General features: G+C 45.3%; 13 protein-coding genes and 2 riboswitches. Of the genes, 7 read left to right on the top strand and 6 right to left on the bottom strand.

Annotation, left to right across the window (positions count from 1 at the left end; genetic code table 11):
• The first annotated feature begins 132 nt into the window (after window positions 1-132).
• A complete protein-coding gene (locus tag BBR47_RS27905; RefSeq protein ID WP_041749706.1) occupies window positions 133-846 on the top strand; it encodes a restriction endonuclease in 714 nt (237 codons plus the stop codon).
• Window positions 847-1,174: 328 nt separating this feature from the next.
• Here BBR47_RS27905 and BBR47_RS27900 read toward each other — a convergent pair whose 3' ends face one another.
• From BBR47_RS27900 to BBR47_RS27890, 4 genes are all read right to left on the bottom strand, one after another.
• Window positions 1,175-2,056 (bottom strand): ankyrin repeat domain-containing protein, encoded by an 882-nt coding sequence (locus BBR47_RS27900; RefSeq protein ID WP_015893750.1) that lies wholly within the window; start codon window positions 2,054-2,056, stop codon window positions 1,175-1,177.
• 238 nt (window positions 2,057-2,294) lie between these two features.
• On the bottom strand, window positions 2,295-2,639 hold the full coding sequence (locus BBR47_RS30710) for a helix-turn-helix domain-containing protein (protein ID WP_155801110.1): 345 nt from the start codon (window positions 2,637-2,639) through the stop codon (window positions 2,295-2,297).
• 62 nt (window positions 2,640-2,701) lie between these two features.
• The gene (locus BBR47_RS27895) at window positions 2,702-4,018 is read right to left on the bottom strand and encodes a D-arabinono-1,4-lactone oxidase (protein ID WP_015893748.1); all 1,317 of its coding nucleotides are present in this window, start codon (window positions 4,016-4,018) and stop codon (window positions 2,702-2,704) included.
• Entirely contained in the window at window positions 4,006-5,193 is a 1,188-nt protein-coding gene (locus tag BBR47_RS27890) for an amino acid deaminase/aldolase (protein ID WP_015893747.1), read from the bottom strand. Before BBR47_RS27890 ends, BBR47_RS27895 begins: the two co-directional genes overlap by 13 nt.
• Window positions 5,194-5,493: 300 nt before the next feature.
• A riboswitch (purine riboswitch) is annotated at window positions 5,494-5,593 on the top strand.
• Between the two features lie 51 nt (window positions 5,594-5,644).
• Here BBR47_RS27890 and BBR47_RS27885 point away from each other — a divergent pair.
• The 3 genes from BBR47_RS27885 to BBR47_RS27875 all read left to right on the top strand — a co-directional run bounded on the left by BBR47_RS27885 (window position 5,645) and on the right by BBR47_RS27875 (window position 7,844).
• Window positions 5,645-7,078: an NAD(P)/FAD-dependent oxidoreductase gene (locus BBR47_RS27885; protein ID WP_015893746.1), complete on the top strand. Its 1,434-nt coding sequence runs from the start codon at window positions 5,645-5,647 to the stop codon at window positions 7,076-7,078.
• Window positions 7,079-7,258: 180 nt separating this feature from the next.
• Window positions 7,259-7,594, top strand: a complete 336-nt coding sequence (locus tag BBR47_RS27880; protein ID WP_041749705.1) for a hypothetical protein — start codon at window positions 7,259-7,261, stop codon at window positions 7,592-7,594.
• A complete protein-coding gene (locus BBR47_RS27875) occupies window positions 7,569-7,844 on the top strand; it encodes a hypothetical protein (RefSeq protein WP_015893744.1) in 276 nt (91 codons plus the stop codon). Before BBR47_RS27880 ends, BBR47_RS27875 begins: the two co-directional genes overlap by 26 nt.
• Window positions 7,845-7,894: 50 nt before the next feature.
• Here BBR47_RS27875 and BBR47_RS27870 read toward each other — a convergent pair whose 3' ends face one another.
• Window positions 7,895-8,308 (bottom strand): MarR family winged helix-turn-helix transcriptional regulator, encoded by a 414-nt coding sequence (locus BBR47_RS27870; RefSeq protein ID WP_015893743.1) that lies wholly within the window; start codon window positions 8,306-8,308, stop codon window positions 7,895-7,897.
• A 260-nt stretch (window positions 8,309-8,568) separates the two neighbouring features.
• On the opposite strand from BBR47_RS27870, the gene BBR47_RS27865 reads away from it, so the two are divergent.
• Window positions 8,569-9,006, top strand: a complete 438-nt coding sequence (locus tag BBR47_RS27865) for a hypothetical protein (RefSeq protein WP_015893742.1) — start codon at window positions 8,569-8,571, stop codon at window positions 9,004-9,006.
• Between the two features lie 118 nt (window positions 9,007-9,124).
• On the opposite strand, the gene BBR47_RS27860 is transcribed toward BBR47_RS27865, so the two are convergent.
• Window positions 9,125-9,742: a DUF3298 and DUF4163 domain-containing protein gene (locus BBR47_RS27860; protein WP_015893741.1), complete on the bottom strand. Its 618-nt coding sequence runs from the start codon at window positions 9,740-9,742 to the stop codon at window positions 9,125-9,127.
• Between the two features lie 155 nt (window positions 9,743-9,897).
• Here BBR47_RS27860 and BBR47_RS27855 point away from each other — a divergent pair, with 155 nt between their 5' ends.
• Window positions 9,898-11,373 carry a methyl-accepting chemotaxis protein gene (locus BBR47_RS27855; protein WP_015893740.1) on the top strand — a complete coding sequence of 492 codons (1,476 nt, stop codon included), beginning with the start codon at window positions 9,898-9,900 and terminating at the stop codon, window positions 11,371-11,373.
• Window positions 11,374-11,524: 151 nt separating this feature from the next.
• Window positions 11,525-11,647, top strand: a riboswitch (SAM riboswitch).
• Between the two features lie 200 nt (window positions 11,648-11,847).
• Window positions 11,848-12,876 carry a BMP family lipoprotein gene (locus BBR47_RS27850; RefSeq protein WP_015893739.1) on the top strand — a complete coding sequence of 343 codons (1,029 nt, stop codon included), beginning with the start codon at window positions 11,848-11,850 and terminating at the stop codon, window positions 12,874-12,876.
• Window positions 12,877-12,997: the final 121 nt, after the last annotated feature.

The following is a 12,997-nucleotide window of genomic DNA, read 5'->3' as shown; positions in this document are numbered from 1 at the left end:
CCAAGAACCCGCCTATTCGTAACGAAGGGTGGGTTTTTATTATTTTGTATATTTGAGTATAATTGTTTCGTTTGTTAGAAAATAGGGAATTAAGTATGCTGAATGAACCATTTTTGAAAGGGGACTTTACTTTTGGCACGAAGAAGGAAAAAGGGAGATGACCCGATAAGCCAGTTGGTGGGCCTGCTTTCTTTATTTGCATTTGGCGGGGCATATTACTATACAAATTCATTTATCATCGGTGGAATTGCTTTTGCTGCTGTAATGGGTGCTGCTCTTTGGATTGCTATTGCTCAGAGCTCAAAGAGAGAAGAGAAATTAAGGAAATCAGGAATACGCGAAATAGACAAAATGGATGGCCTGCAATTCGAGCAATACCTTGGGCTATTATTCAGGTCCCAAGGTTTTAAAGCAGAAGTAACACGTGCTTCAGGAGACTTCGGAGCAGATTTGATATTGCAAAAGAATGGCACTAAAACAGTTGTCCAAGCCAAACGCTACTCGAAAAACGTTGGGATCGAAGCAATTCAGCAAGTCGTTGGGGCAATGAAACATTATGATGCATTGGGTTCGTGGGTAGTAACTAATAGAGACTTTACAGATGCTGCTTATAAGCTGGCTGCCTCTAACGGGGTAAAATTGATCAATCGCGAAGCACTCATTGAAATGATAATCCAGATGAATCCTTCAGCAAAACCAGATCCCAAAAAAGTTATATCTCAGTTTCCAACTGAAAAAAGGCTTTGTGAAAAATGTGGTAGCCAAATGGTTTTAAGAAAAGGAACAAAAGGGGAATTTTACGGATGCAGTAGTTACCCAAAGTGCAGGAATACAAAAGCGGTTTAAGTCTGCATGTTTTATCGTGCTAGGGATAAAGCGGAACTAACATGCTTCGTTCGCCAGTGTTTGTCGACTTTATTCTTGCAGCATAGATCAGCGTTTTTAAAGTTTTGAGGCACCTTCCTGTTATTTAGGAGGTGCCTCGACATGTTATTTGGTATATTCCTTCACTTCAAAGGATAAAATCTTGAAGAATGCTACATAATCTTTTGAAGTAGTAAATGATTAGTTCTTAATATACTTATTGAACATGTATGTCATTTCATTGAGCATCTTCCAGGTTATTGTTGTAGTAGATGTAGTCTGCTATCCTAGAGACTTTAATAATCTAAAATTAATTCTTGGACAGCAATTGGATCATCTCTTTATTCCTCATCTTAACTGCTTTTTCTAATGGAGTTAAGCGAATCAATGTACTCTCACCATTTATATCTTCTGTATCAACAGTAGTGAGGTTTGGGTCCGCTCCGTGTGTTAACAGTAGTTTAGCAACCTCTGTACGTCCCAAACTTACTGCCTGATAAAGTGGTGAATTAAATTTGTCATAATTCAAGTCAGGCTGTGCTCCAGAATTTATTAATTCTTTTATTATTTCTAATTCACCGGTTGCAATCATGAGCATCGTTAATCCACCATCTATCTCTATCGCATTAGGATCAGCTCCGTGTTTAAGGAGAAGTCGGACTCCTTCCAAATGTTCGTTATATACTGCATAGGCCAAAGGAATTGTAAGATTCTGATCTGGATCATAATAAGACACATTTGGGTCCATACCTGCTTTAAGAAACAACTTCATTAAGTAAATATCTTTATTTCGTGCTGCTTGTACAAAGTCTTTTGAATCAAATTTAGCAGATAACTTCCCAATCTCTTGTCTAGCTTGTATAGGACTCATTGAATCGACTGGATCGGATGGAGCCTGTGCAGGGATTGAGTTTTGTTCTGGTTTCGGTGAAGTGTCAACTTGTTCAGAGATAGGATTAGAAGTAGGATTCTGATTTGTTGAGACAGTCTGACTCACATTAATAGCAGATGTTGATTTAGTTTGTTTGGGAAGAGAAGTAGCTTCTTTTTCTGCTGCAGACTTTGGTTTGTTTGTACTGGACTTTGAAAATATATCAGAACCTGTAATGGTCTGAAATACTACTATCCATATGAACAAGCAAACCAAGAGAATTGTTCCCAAAAATAAGCTTCGTTTGAGTTTCATAGACATTTTAAGACTTCCCTCCTAAAGAGCATAACAGGAAGATTGTACCATGTATTTTTCTTAAATTGTTTACGCATTCGAGCAACATAAACATTATTTAGGCACAGTGAATATTGTTTACTGGAACTCGTGTTGATTTTACTAAGCCGGTTTTTCGTTTAGTACCATTCTAGTTCAGAAAGGTAAAAAGATTTACTGGCAAAAATAAAGCGGCCCTTTAAATTTCAGAAGGGGCCGCTTTATTCTATTCCTTCATTAATACAGCCAAATACTTCGATAGGTCATTTAAGGGCGTCGGGGGTGGAATCTTGCGGTCATGTTCCCATTCGTATAGAGTGCGTTCACTTATTCCTAAAAGCGCAGAAAATTCTCTCTTGGTGTACCCATAGTAGAAGCGCGCTTTAATAATACGCTCCCCTAAAGTTGATTCCGGCAGTTTCTCAAAACAACCGAGAAAAGCAACTGATACACAAAGCACTTTGGAAAGTCGTCTTAGGCTAGGAGGCGATACTTTCAATTTATTAGCTTCTGCTAATCCGATTGTTCTTGTACACAATCCTGTGGCAGCGGCAAGATCAACCAAGTACATCTGTTTTGCTGTCCGTGCTGCTCTAAGACTGGTCGGGGCATTTTTTATGTGTAGGCAGTGTTTCAGGAGATGCCGAACAACTCGGCTAAATACGGGTTCACGAACAAGCCGTCGGGATCGAGCTCAGAACGAATGGCGAGGAAATCGGGCAAGCGAGGATAGACCTGATGAAGCTTCTCGGTGGTCATACTGTGCATTTTCCCCCAGTGTGGACGTCCACCATATCGGGCAAAAATCTCTTCCATCCCGGCAAAGTACGCTTCGTACGGCATTCCCTTGTACATGTGGACGGCAATGAAGGCACTATCCCGTTCATAGGCGGGACTGAGCCAGATGTCGTCCTTTTTGACGTACCGGCATTCGAGCGGAAAATGAACGGCAAAGCGTTCCTGCTCAATCGCCTTACGCAGCTCCCGTATGGCTTCGCCCATATGCTCAGCAGGGAAGCAGTATTCCATTTCATAAAAACGAACAAGCCGAGGGGTAGCAAAAAGCTGATGGCTGTAGCCGCTCTCATGGACAGAGGGAACGCTTTGAGCGGACAGCCTGCTGACACTTTTGGTGAGAGAAGGGCGCAATCGGCAGCTCTCCGACAAGAGCCAAAACAGCCCGTTCTCCACCACCATTTTTTTCAAATAGCTCCATCGTTGATTGCCGCTGGGGGGATCGCTGGTCTCGTTCATGAATTTCACCTGAACGGTGTCCGAATACGGGAAGATAAAAAATTCAAAATGCCGATGCTCGGTTTTAAACGTCTCTAGAGAAGACAAGCACTCCTCTATCTGCATGCGACGGCTTTGGTAGCGCAGGCGATAGGCTGGGAGGACACGCAGCTTGACACGTACGATGATGCCCAAGAGACCAAGCGAGACTTGCATGGCTTTGAACAGGTCCGGTTGGGCCTGCTCGGATACTTCCAAAACCTCCCCGGATGCGGTCACGACTGTCAGTCCGACGACTTGCGTGGAGATGCTGCCAAAATGAATGCCGGTGCCGTGTGTTCCGGTGCTGACAGCCCCTGCAATGGACTGGGCGTTAATGTCTCCGAGGTTTTCTTGAGAGTAGCCCGCTTGGTGCAGGAGTTGTCCGAGTGTCTTGAGCTTGGTGCCTGCCCAGACTTCAACAGTATCAGAGGCAGGGTCTACACTGACGATTCCTTGGAGATGATCCAAGGATAGCAAGCAGTCTTCTGTCTGGACGAGACGAGTGAAGGAATGACCGGAGCCGACGACTCGAATCCGTGTACCTGCCTTCTTGCAAGCAAGGACAAGCTGCACGACCTCATCTACGGACTTTGGCATCGCGATTTGTTTCGGCTGGCTTTGTACATTTCCTGTCCAATTGGTCCAGTGATTCGCGTGCTTCTTTACAGTGAGCATAATCCATCCCCCCGATAGGTGGTCACTTCCTCGATTATTTTCCCGCCAGAGATGCAATACAGCCGGGTAAAACGTTCGCAGAGCTCTCCTGCTTTGGCATGGCGAAAAAAGATCGGGTCTCCCAGCTCCAGCGTTTCCATGCCTTGATAGTGGATGGGTGTCTGTACTTCACCTGCTCCTTCGTTGGGGAACAGCTTTGCTCCCACTGGCAAGTAAGGCTTGGGGAGTCTGTCACGCCCAGCAGAACCAGATGCGATGTAGCCCCCGCCGGCACATGTGTAGATATGCGCTGTGGGCTTACGGATAATCTCCAAAGCAAATCCGGCAGCAGGATGAAACCGAAAATCCTGAAAGTAGTCAAAAAGCCCAGGCGAAAAAAATCCGGAGCCTGCTGTAACCTCTGTAACGGCGTCTTCCTTCCCGGTCAAGTGCAAGCTGCCCGTTCCTCCACCGTTTACGAAGCGGAGAGGAATGTCTAGCTCGCGAATGGCATGCACCAGTGTGGCACGTCGAGCAGCCACTTCTTTCACGGAATATTGCTTGAGGAGACGGATGATGCTGTTTTTTAGGAATTGACGAGGGTATCGATCACCTACGCCAGCAATTTGAGCTTCGTACCCCATGACACCATCTAGGTAGAGATGATCGGAGGAAGCAACGCGCTTGACTAGGGAGAGGGACGCCTCGAGAGAGCGGAGTGGCGAGCGCCAGACGCCGAAATGCAGCCCCAACACATCAGACGACATGTCGATATCGAGACAGACAGGCAGCCTGGTTCCCGTTTCCTGGGCGATTTGTTCGAGCTGTTCGACATGAGGGAGAGAGTCGATCATTAAAGTAATGGAGCGTCCGTTCTTAATCTCGGAGGCGATTGACAAAAGCCAGCTTTTTTCCCAGAGCGGATAGCCAAGCAGCAGGTCATCGAAGCCTGCCTCGCACAGGTGAAGCACCTCAGGAGCGGAATAGCACATGAGACCACGAAAACAATCGTTCACCTGCAATACACGTTTGAGAATGGCAACGCTTCGGATCGATTTGCTCGCGATTCGAACGGGTTTTCCATTGCTTTGCAAACTGATTTGCTCCGCATTTTCCTCCAGCAGATCTAGATCGACGAAAGCGAACGGCTTGGGAACACCAGCAAAGGCAGACTGATAATAGCGATAATCCCGCATGTACAGGCCTCATCCTTTTTTGCACGCGATTTAAAATGAATTAATAAATCGTAAATATTTCTTAAAATTCTATCTATTCTATTCGTTTATATTTGATTCCTTCCTGACAAATGAGGGGCATGAACAGAAATAACGAATGTTCGTTTTTAATGTTCGTGTTTTGTTGTATTTACGGATTGTAAAGGCATGTTTACGATAAAATTAACTTTAAAAGACGAATAAATGGGCTGTTTTCGGTTGACTTGATTCACCTTATAAGCTACTATACATATTGTTGTGAAGAACAACACAGGCTTGACGAATGAAATAGTAATTTGTATTCGTATATCCTCAGAAATATGGTTTGAGGGTCTCTACAGGGAACCGTAAATTCCCGGCTACGAATAGGGCGGTTTTGGTATACCCTATTCGTCGGCCGGGAATTTTTTTATTTTTTCGGGGAGGGAACGACATGAATAAGTATGATGTGATCGTTGTAGGAGCAGGGCCAGCAGGGATTTTTACGTGCTACGAGATCATGCGAAAAGCACCGAATGCCAAGGTGCTGTTGATTGATAAAGGGCATGACATCTATAGCAGACGCTGTCCGATCTTGGAAGAAAAGATCAAGCTCTGCCCGCCGCCAGCAGGAAAAAAAGATTTCGCAGGCTGTTTGCCGGCCTGTTCGATTACCAGTGGTTTTGGTGGAGCAGGCGCCTATAGCGATGGCAAATTTAACATCACCACCGAATTTGGCGGTTGGATGACAGACTATCTCAGCCCTTCCACTGTACTTGGGCTGATCAAATACGTAGATGAAATCAATTTGGAGCATGGGGCTACCCAATCGATTACGGACCCGACCACAGAGACGATCAAGAGCATCGAGCAGCGCGGCTATGCAGCAGGCCTCAAGCTGTTGCGAGCACAGGTGCGTCACTTGGGAACGGAGCAAAACCTGGAGATTCTCCAGTCGATCTTCGAGCATTTGAAGAAGCATATCGACATGATGTTCAAGACAGAGGTCGCGGACATCATCACGGTGAAAGAAGCAGACGGACATCAGGTAAAGGGTGTAATTTTGAAAAACGGACAAGAGTATGAAGCTGATTACGTGGTAATCGGACCAGGACGCGATGGCTCGGCATGGTTGACGGATATCCTGAAGAAGCGCCGCCTGAAAATGTACAACAATCAAGTCGACGTAGGCGTACGTGTGGAGACATCCGATGTCGTCATGCGCGAAATCAATGAGCACTTGTACGAAGGAAAATTCATTTTCAACACATCTGTCGGAACGCGTGTACGGACGTTCTGCAGCAATCCATCCGGTCACGTGGTCGTGGAAAACCACAGTGGCGTTATGGCGGCAAACGGGCACTCTTACAAAGACCCAGCGCTGGGCTCGATGAATACGAACTTTGCGCTCTTGGTATCTCATACGTTTACAGAGCCGTTTGACAAGCCGAATGAGTACGCGAGGGAAGTTTGCAAGCGGGCGAATGATCTGTCAAACGGTGGGGTCATCGTGCAAAAGTACGGCGATATTTTGCGCGGTCGCCGTTCTACAGAGTCGCGTATTAAGGAAGGCTTCCTGGAGCCAACTCTGAAGGAAGCAGTACCAGGTGACTTGGGACTCGTGTTGCCTTACAACACGATGAAAAGCTTGATCGAGATGGTGGAAGCACTGGACAAGGTAACACCAGGAATCGCTTCTGAGCACACGTTGTTCTATGGAGTGGAAGCGAAATTTTACTCGGCTCGTCCGAAACTGACTGAGGAATTCGAAACAGAAATTAAGGGATTGTTCTGTGGCGGGGATGGCGCTGGAATTACGCGTGGTCTGGCACAAGCCGGAGCTGCTGGGGTTTGGATGGCTCGCAATATTACGAAACGCATGCAATAACGAATACGATTATAACCAATAGGCTTCTTGCTGGGCACGCTTGTGCTGGCGGGGAGCCTTTTTTATGACAGAACAACATCAGGGAAGTGGTGGTCCAGATGTCACGAGGAATTAGGCAGGAGCGTATTGTATAGAAGGGCCAATAATCAAACCACGACCTTTATTGGCATGGAGGTATCTATGTTTTTTTGTGATGATGATGATGATACCGCTGTAATAGCACTTTGGATTATTTCGCTTGGCTTTGTCATCCTCGCCATTGATAAAACAACCAAATTAAGTCAAAAGCCTGCCTGCAACAACGACAAAATGATACAGCCCCTCATCCAATTAAACAAGCAAATCAATGGGAAAAACAAAAATGGCAATGACAATGATGACGATATGCAGTTCAAACGAATTGAACAGCAAATTGCTCAATTGCGAGATAGCGTTCAAGATATAAAAAAGAATTTACAGGAGAATCAACCCAAAAACGGAGGGAAAAAGGATGATCGAAAGAAATCTGGCCAATGAGTTGGTAGCGGTAGGGGGGTGGATCGCAGTGATTGGCACTTTCATAGCTGCCATAGGTTCGACTGGACAGGTGGAACCGGAGCAGCCTGCGTCTACAGACAACCAAGCAAATGACAAAGAAGCAAATGATTTGAAAAAACAAGTACTGCAACAGAAAAAACAATTGCAAAAGCAACAGATACAGCTTGATCTGATTCAATTGGAACAAGAGCTCAACACCCTCATCCATAGCACAAGGAAAAATGGCTAACAAAAAATGACTTCACCAAACTGCTTTTGGGCGAAGTCATTTTTTACTTGTTACAACGGTTGTAAATTATCGTTCATTTTCTTCAAAACGCGGTTAAAGATAGCGAGCTCTGCTTCGTCAACGCCGCGGAGTGCCAGCTCTTCTTGCACTTTTGCAGCCTCCAGCCATTCCGGGAACCGTTCGATTGCTTGCGGAGACAAGGACACATAGCGCTCACGCTTGTCATCACCTTCTGAACGAATGATCCAGCCCATCTCTTCCAAACGGGTGAGTGTCCGGGTAATCGTCGGCGCTTCAACATTCAGGTAGTTGCTCAATTGAACCTGAGTAAGCGATTCACGATAATGCAAGCAAAGAATAATACCCCATTGCGAGCTGTATAGTCCCATGGGAGCCATAGTCCCATTTAGTGATTTGCTGAATATTCTTGCGGTTTGGCTAATTCGATGACCATAATATTGCATGAGTATATACCTCCAGGAAAGCTGGTCCGATATATCGTACACTTATTGCTTAAGTAAATATGTACACTAACATACTAGCAGTTCTAGACATATAAGTAAACGTTTATTCGATGGCGAAATTATGGATTTTCTGCAAACAAAATGCCCCTAGCAAGGGACACGAAAGATAAATGTTTTCTAAAAAAGTTCACTTATTGAAAAAATAACCATTGTTAAATATACTAAAAATGTAAATAAATAGATGGCGAGGAGAGTTCGAAATGAAACATTCCTTTAAAAGAATTTTGTCTTCTTGTATGGTATTGGCTGCGTTGGCAATGGGGACACAATCGGCTTTTGCTAGTGACGGATATGGAGATACGCAGGATAAGGCAGTTCCTATCAAAATTTACAAACCAATGTCGCATACTATTTCTGACAGTAATGATGTAGATTGGTACGAATATGATAATCGATCTGGACAGAGTATCAGTGTACTATTGGAATCTCCACAAAACCAAAACTATGATTTTGATTTGGTCTATATTTCTGCAAACGGAAAAGTGCATGAGACATATAAGCCCAATGATTTTGGACCAGGTGGATCCGATGTTCTGGGTCTCCAGATAGGTCTTGGTGATCAGGTATATATCAAGGTATACGGACACAGCGCATCTGATTTTGATAAAAATAATCCGTACAAGCTTACTATTAATTAGTAGAGAAAGTAGAAAAAGCACCCATGTGGTGCTTTCTCTTTTGCCACAAATACCCACCAGGCCACTGTCATGAAAAAAGATACTTGCGCCTGGGGGTAAAAACGGCGGTACAGTGCATTTAATCTGCGGACAAGATGCTCAGTGGTCCTTTTTCATTGATGATTGGCTCCAGTTCATAGACCGAAATGGGGAACATGGGGAAACCGACGTAGTAGGGCGTAATTTCGTACAACTGGAAGTAGATAACCAGTGCTTTGTCGGCGATGTAATAATCTTGATCGGGCTTAATCGAAGTAAAGCCATTAAGTGTGGGGATGTTTCTTTCTTTGATTTGACGCTTGATGTTTTCGGAAATCACCTTGACGTAATCGCTTCCTGGCTTGAATAATTCCCGCAGTGTATACAGCTTGCCTGTTTGGATATCAGCGGTGATCGAACCGAGGAAGGTCATGCCGTGAGCCATTTGCGGTGTATAGGCGTAGTTGCTCAACACAACACTGAAAATGCCGCGTTCGTTTGTCTTGATTTCGTAGCTTCCTTGCATTTCTGTATTTCCCGGTACCTGGACCCGTTGTTGCTCGTGAATTAAGCCTTGAACCGTTTGATAAATCGCCCGGTTGATATCTTTTTCCGCTTGCTGGTTGGCTAATCCCGCCAATTGCGGATAGTAAATCGTGGTGTTCGGACGGCTAATCGTCCGTGTCAGCACGGTAGCTGGCAATTGATTAAGTTCCACTTTTCTCCGTTTACCTCCTGTACGCGAGAGTTGTGTAATAGCCTATTCGAAATTGTTTTTGGCTGTTCTCACTTTTTTCACAAATTTGCCAAAGGTTTGGCTATATAATGGGGAAAGAATCCAATACATAAGTAAAAAGGAAAAGGGGGGCAATTATGATTCAATTGATTCGCAATACCTTAACTGACAAAGAAGGCTTTATGATATTTATCCTATGGAACCATTTGTGGATGGCGGGGCTCATTGCCTACCAAGTAGATGTGAACTTCTGGAAAGTAACGTCCTTGGGATTGCTGGTCACTTTAATTGTTTCGCCGTATTATTTCATTCGCAAGGATAGTCTTGTGATTCGTTATCTGGTAGCAATTGGACTCATGTTTTATGCGATTTCATTCGATCACTTTACCGATTACCAGGAGATCACCTTCCTCGCTTTTATCGTCATGGGCTTTTTGGCAGCGTATTTGGATTGGAAGTTGGTCGTAACAGCGGGAATTACCCAAATCATTGTCACGGTTATTGGGTTCTACACAGGAACCTACCAGATCTTCGATGGCGATTTTTCGGAGCTCAATTTGCTTATGCGTATTGTCACGATTCTCATGATGATGGGAGCCGTAACGTATCTGTGTCTCGCCGGACAAGCCTCCCTGCAAAAAGCGCACGACGCAAGGCAGGAAGCGGAAGAGAAGGAGCGCCGTCTGGGAGAAATGCTTTTGAACATCCAGGAAATGACGGAGCAGCTAGATCGTACAAGCGATCATGTGCATGAGCATGCGGAAGGTACGAAGCGCAATACAGATGAAATGATGGTAGCCTTCAAGGAAGTCGCCGTCGGCATGGAATCGCAGGCGAATTCTACGGTGAAGATCGAAGAAGAGGTTCAATCCATCGATCAGGAAATCGAGGCAGTCACATCGCAGACCAACGCAATGAAAACAGAATCGCAACAAAACAACCGTCGTCTGACAGAAAGCGTTCAGATGATGAACGATCTGTCCTCACAGATGGAGCAAATTGTGCAGGCAGTCAATGTAGCAGCCTCTACGATTCACCAGCTCAATCGGCAGGCGAATCGCGTAGAGGAAATTGTCGGCGCTATTAATCAGATCGCGACACAAACGAATCTCTTGGCACTGAATGCGGCGATTGAATCGGCGCGTGCAGGCGAGCATGGACGGGGATTTGCTGTGGTAGCGGATGAGGTACGCAAGCTGGCAGAACAAAGCGCGACAGCCACACAGGAAATTACCGACATTCTCAAGTCACTCCACCAGGAAAGTGAGAATGCGGTGCAACATATGAGCAGTGGGGAAGTGTCTGTTGCAAAAGGCCAAGAGCTGGCCGTAAAAACAGTGGCCTCCATTGAAGCAGTGCGTGCCGGGATGATAGCCTTCCTAGAAGCAGCTGATCAAGTAAGCTCCAGCATGGACCGGGTAAAAGTGCGTTCCGGCGAAGTTGCCATCGAGATGTCGACCATTACAGCCGTAACCGAGGAATCCGTAGCCAACTTAGAAGAGCTGTTTGCGACAGCAGAAAACCAGCATCAAAAAGTGCGTGAGATTACGGAAGAGCTGGGCGAGCTGAATACGTTGTCGCATCGCCTCCAGCAAACCTTTCACGTAAATTAGAGGTTGCGCTTCTCGCCAATTTCTCGGTGCTGAAAAGACGAGTTTTGAAACTTTTATTTACTTGTAGAAGTGTTTGGAATTGAGAAAAAAGAATTGCATTTTCGAACCGTTCTGCTAGAATGAATTCCATTGTAACTAAATATATTCACCTACCTTATCAAGAGCGGCGGAGGGACTGGCCCGATGATGCCCGGCAACCACTGATCATGTCTATGCATGAACAGAAAGGTGCCAATTCCTGCAAAACCTGTACCATGGTTTTGACAGATGAGGAAGAGAACGGCTTCGTACGCAAACTCTTCCTCCGGGGAGAGTTTTTTTGTTGTATTTGTAAAAGAAGAGGAGGAATAAACGAACGATAAATTAATTTTATAAGAGAATATTCGTAAATAGTATTGAAAAAATAGGTAAAAAGCCGTACATTACCTAATAGGATAAAGAAAAACGTAAAGTTCGGATAGGGAGAGATACATCATGAAGAAGTTATTGCTGGCATTAACGACATTCGCAGTATTGGCAACAGGGTGCTCGACTGGCACAAGCGCACCGGCAGATCAGCCAGGAGGACAAGCAGCAGGACAAGAGGGCGCGGCCAAAAAGCGAATTGCTTTGATTTTGCCTGAGAAAATCGGTGTGAATCCATTCTTCCAACAAATGGACGAGGGTGCAAAGAAAGCCGCACAAGAGCTGGGCGCAGAAGTAAAAACGATCGAATCTACAGACCATGGAGCGATTGAAGAAAATCTGCGTGTGGCTGTTGCAGAAAATTATGATTTGATCATCACTTCTTCCTTTACATCAGAGGATGCATTGAAAAAAGTGGCTACCGAAAATCCTGACCGTAATTTTGCGATTATTGATACCGTAGTGGATTTGCCAAACGTTCGCAGTGTTACCTTCCGTGAGCAGGAAGCGGCTTACTTGGTGGGAGCAGCAGCAGGTCTGGCAACGAAAACGAACAAAGTGGGGATGGTTGTCGCTCTTGATATTCCGCAGTTGAAAAAATGGACGGTTGGCTTCGGAGAGGGCTTGAAAGCGACAAACCCAAAAGCAGAGCTGATGGTCAACTATGTAGGAAGCTTCACTGACCCGGCAAAAGCGAAGGAATTGGCTTTGCTCCAAGCTTCCAAAGGCGCTGATTTCATTAACGGTGCAGCAGCAGTAGGCGACCTCGGCGTTTTCGAAGCAGCGAAGGAAAAAGGCTTCTTCACAGCAGGTCAGGACGTTGACCGTACGACGATTGATCCAGAGCATATTGTTCTGTCCCAATTGAAAGGAACTGACGCGGCAGCTTATGAAACCGTGAAGACCTTTGTAGAAGGAACCTTCAAACCAGGTGTTGTGGCGTACGGCTTGAAGGAAAAAGGTGTTGGTGTAACCTATGTCACGCACGAAAGCAAGACGCCGCTGAATGCTTTTATTGGACAAGAAGTGGTGGATAAAGTGAAAGCGATCAACGATGAGATTGTAGCGGGCACCCGCAAAGTACCAGACCAGTTTTAACAAATGTTTCTCGGTGCTGAACGTTTATTTATAGCTTGTGCACAGTGATGGATGTGACCGACTACGGCTGTGTAGTCGGTCTTCCATTTTCATAAAAGGACGTACAGAAATGAGGGAGTGG

The organism is Brevibacillus brevis NBRC 100599, assembly GCF_000010165.1.
In the GTDB taxonomy this organism is placed as follows: Bacteria; Bacillota; Bacilli; order Brevibacillales; family Brevibacillaceae; genus Brevibacillus; species Brevibacillus brevis_D.
The sequence above is the reverse complement of the archived record's forward strand: the minus strand, read 5'-3'. Positions and strand labels throughout refer to the sequence as shown.

Excerpts from the sequence above, each read along its gene's own strand:
- BBR47_RS27865 (WP_015893742.1), top strand. The coding sequence starts at position 8,569 with ATGAAACATTCCTTTAAAAGAATTTTGTCTTCTTGTATGGTATTGGCT.
- BBR47_RS27885 (WP_015893746.1), top strand. The coding sequence starts at position 5,645 with ATGAATAAGTATGATGTGATCGTTGTAGGAGCAGGGCCAGCAGGGATT.
- BBR47_RS27895 (WP_015893748.1), bottom strand. The coding sequence starts at position 4,018 with ATGCTCACTGTAAAGAAGCACGCGAATCACTGGACCAATTGGACAGGA.
- BBR47_RS30710 (WP_155801110.1), bottom strand. The coding sequence starts at position 2,639 with ATGTACTTGGTTGATCTTGCCGCTGCCACAGGATTGTGTACAAGAACA.
- BBR47_RS27875 (WP_015893744.1), top strand. The coding sequence starts at position 7,569 with ATGATCGAAAGAAATCTGGCCAATGAGTTGGTAGCGGTAGGGGGGTGG.
- BBR47_RS27870 (WP_015893743.1), bottom strand. The coding sequence starts at position 8,308 with ATGCAATATTATGGTCATCGAATTAGCCAAACCGCAAGAATATTCAGC.
- BBR47_RS27850 (WP_015893739.1), top strand. The coding sequence starts at position 11,848 with ATGAAGAAGTTATTGCTGGCATTAACGACATTCGCAGTATTGGCAACA.
- BBR47_RS27900 (WP_015893750.1), bottom strand. The coding sequence starts at position 2,056 with ATGTCTATGAAACTCAAACGAAGCTTATTTTTGGGAACAATTCTCTTG.
- BBR47_RS27890 (WP_015893747.1), bottom strand. The coding sequence starts at position 5,193 with ATGCGGGATTATCGCTATTATCAGTCTGCCTTTGCTGGTGTTCCCAAG.
- BBR47_RS27855 (WP_015893740.1), top strand. The coding sequence starts at position 9,898 with ATGATTCAATTGATTCGCAATACCTTAACTGACAAAGAAGGCTTTATG.
- BBR47_RS27880 (WP_041749705.1), top strand. The coding sequence starts at position 7,259 with ATGTTTTTTTGTGATGATGATGATGATACCGCTGTAATAGCACTTTGG.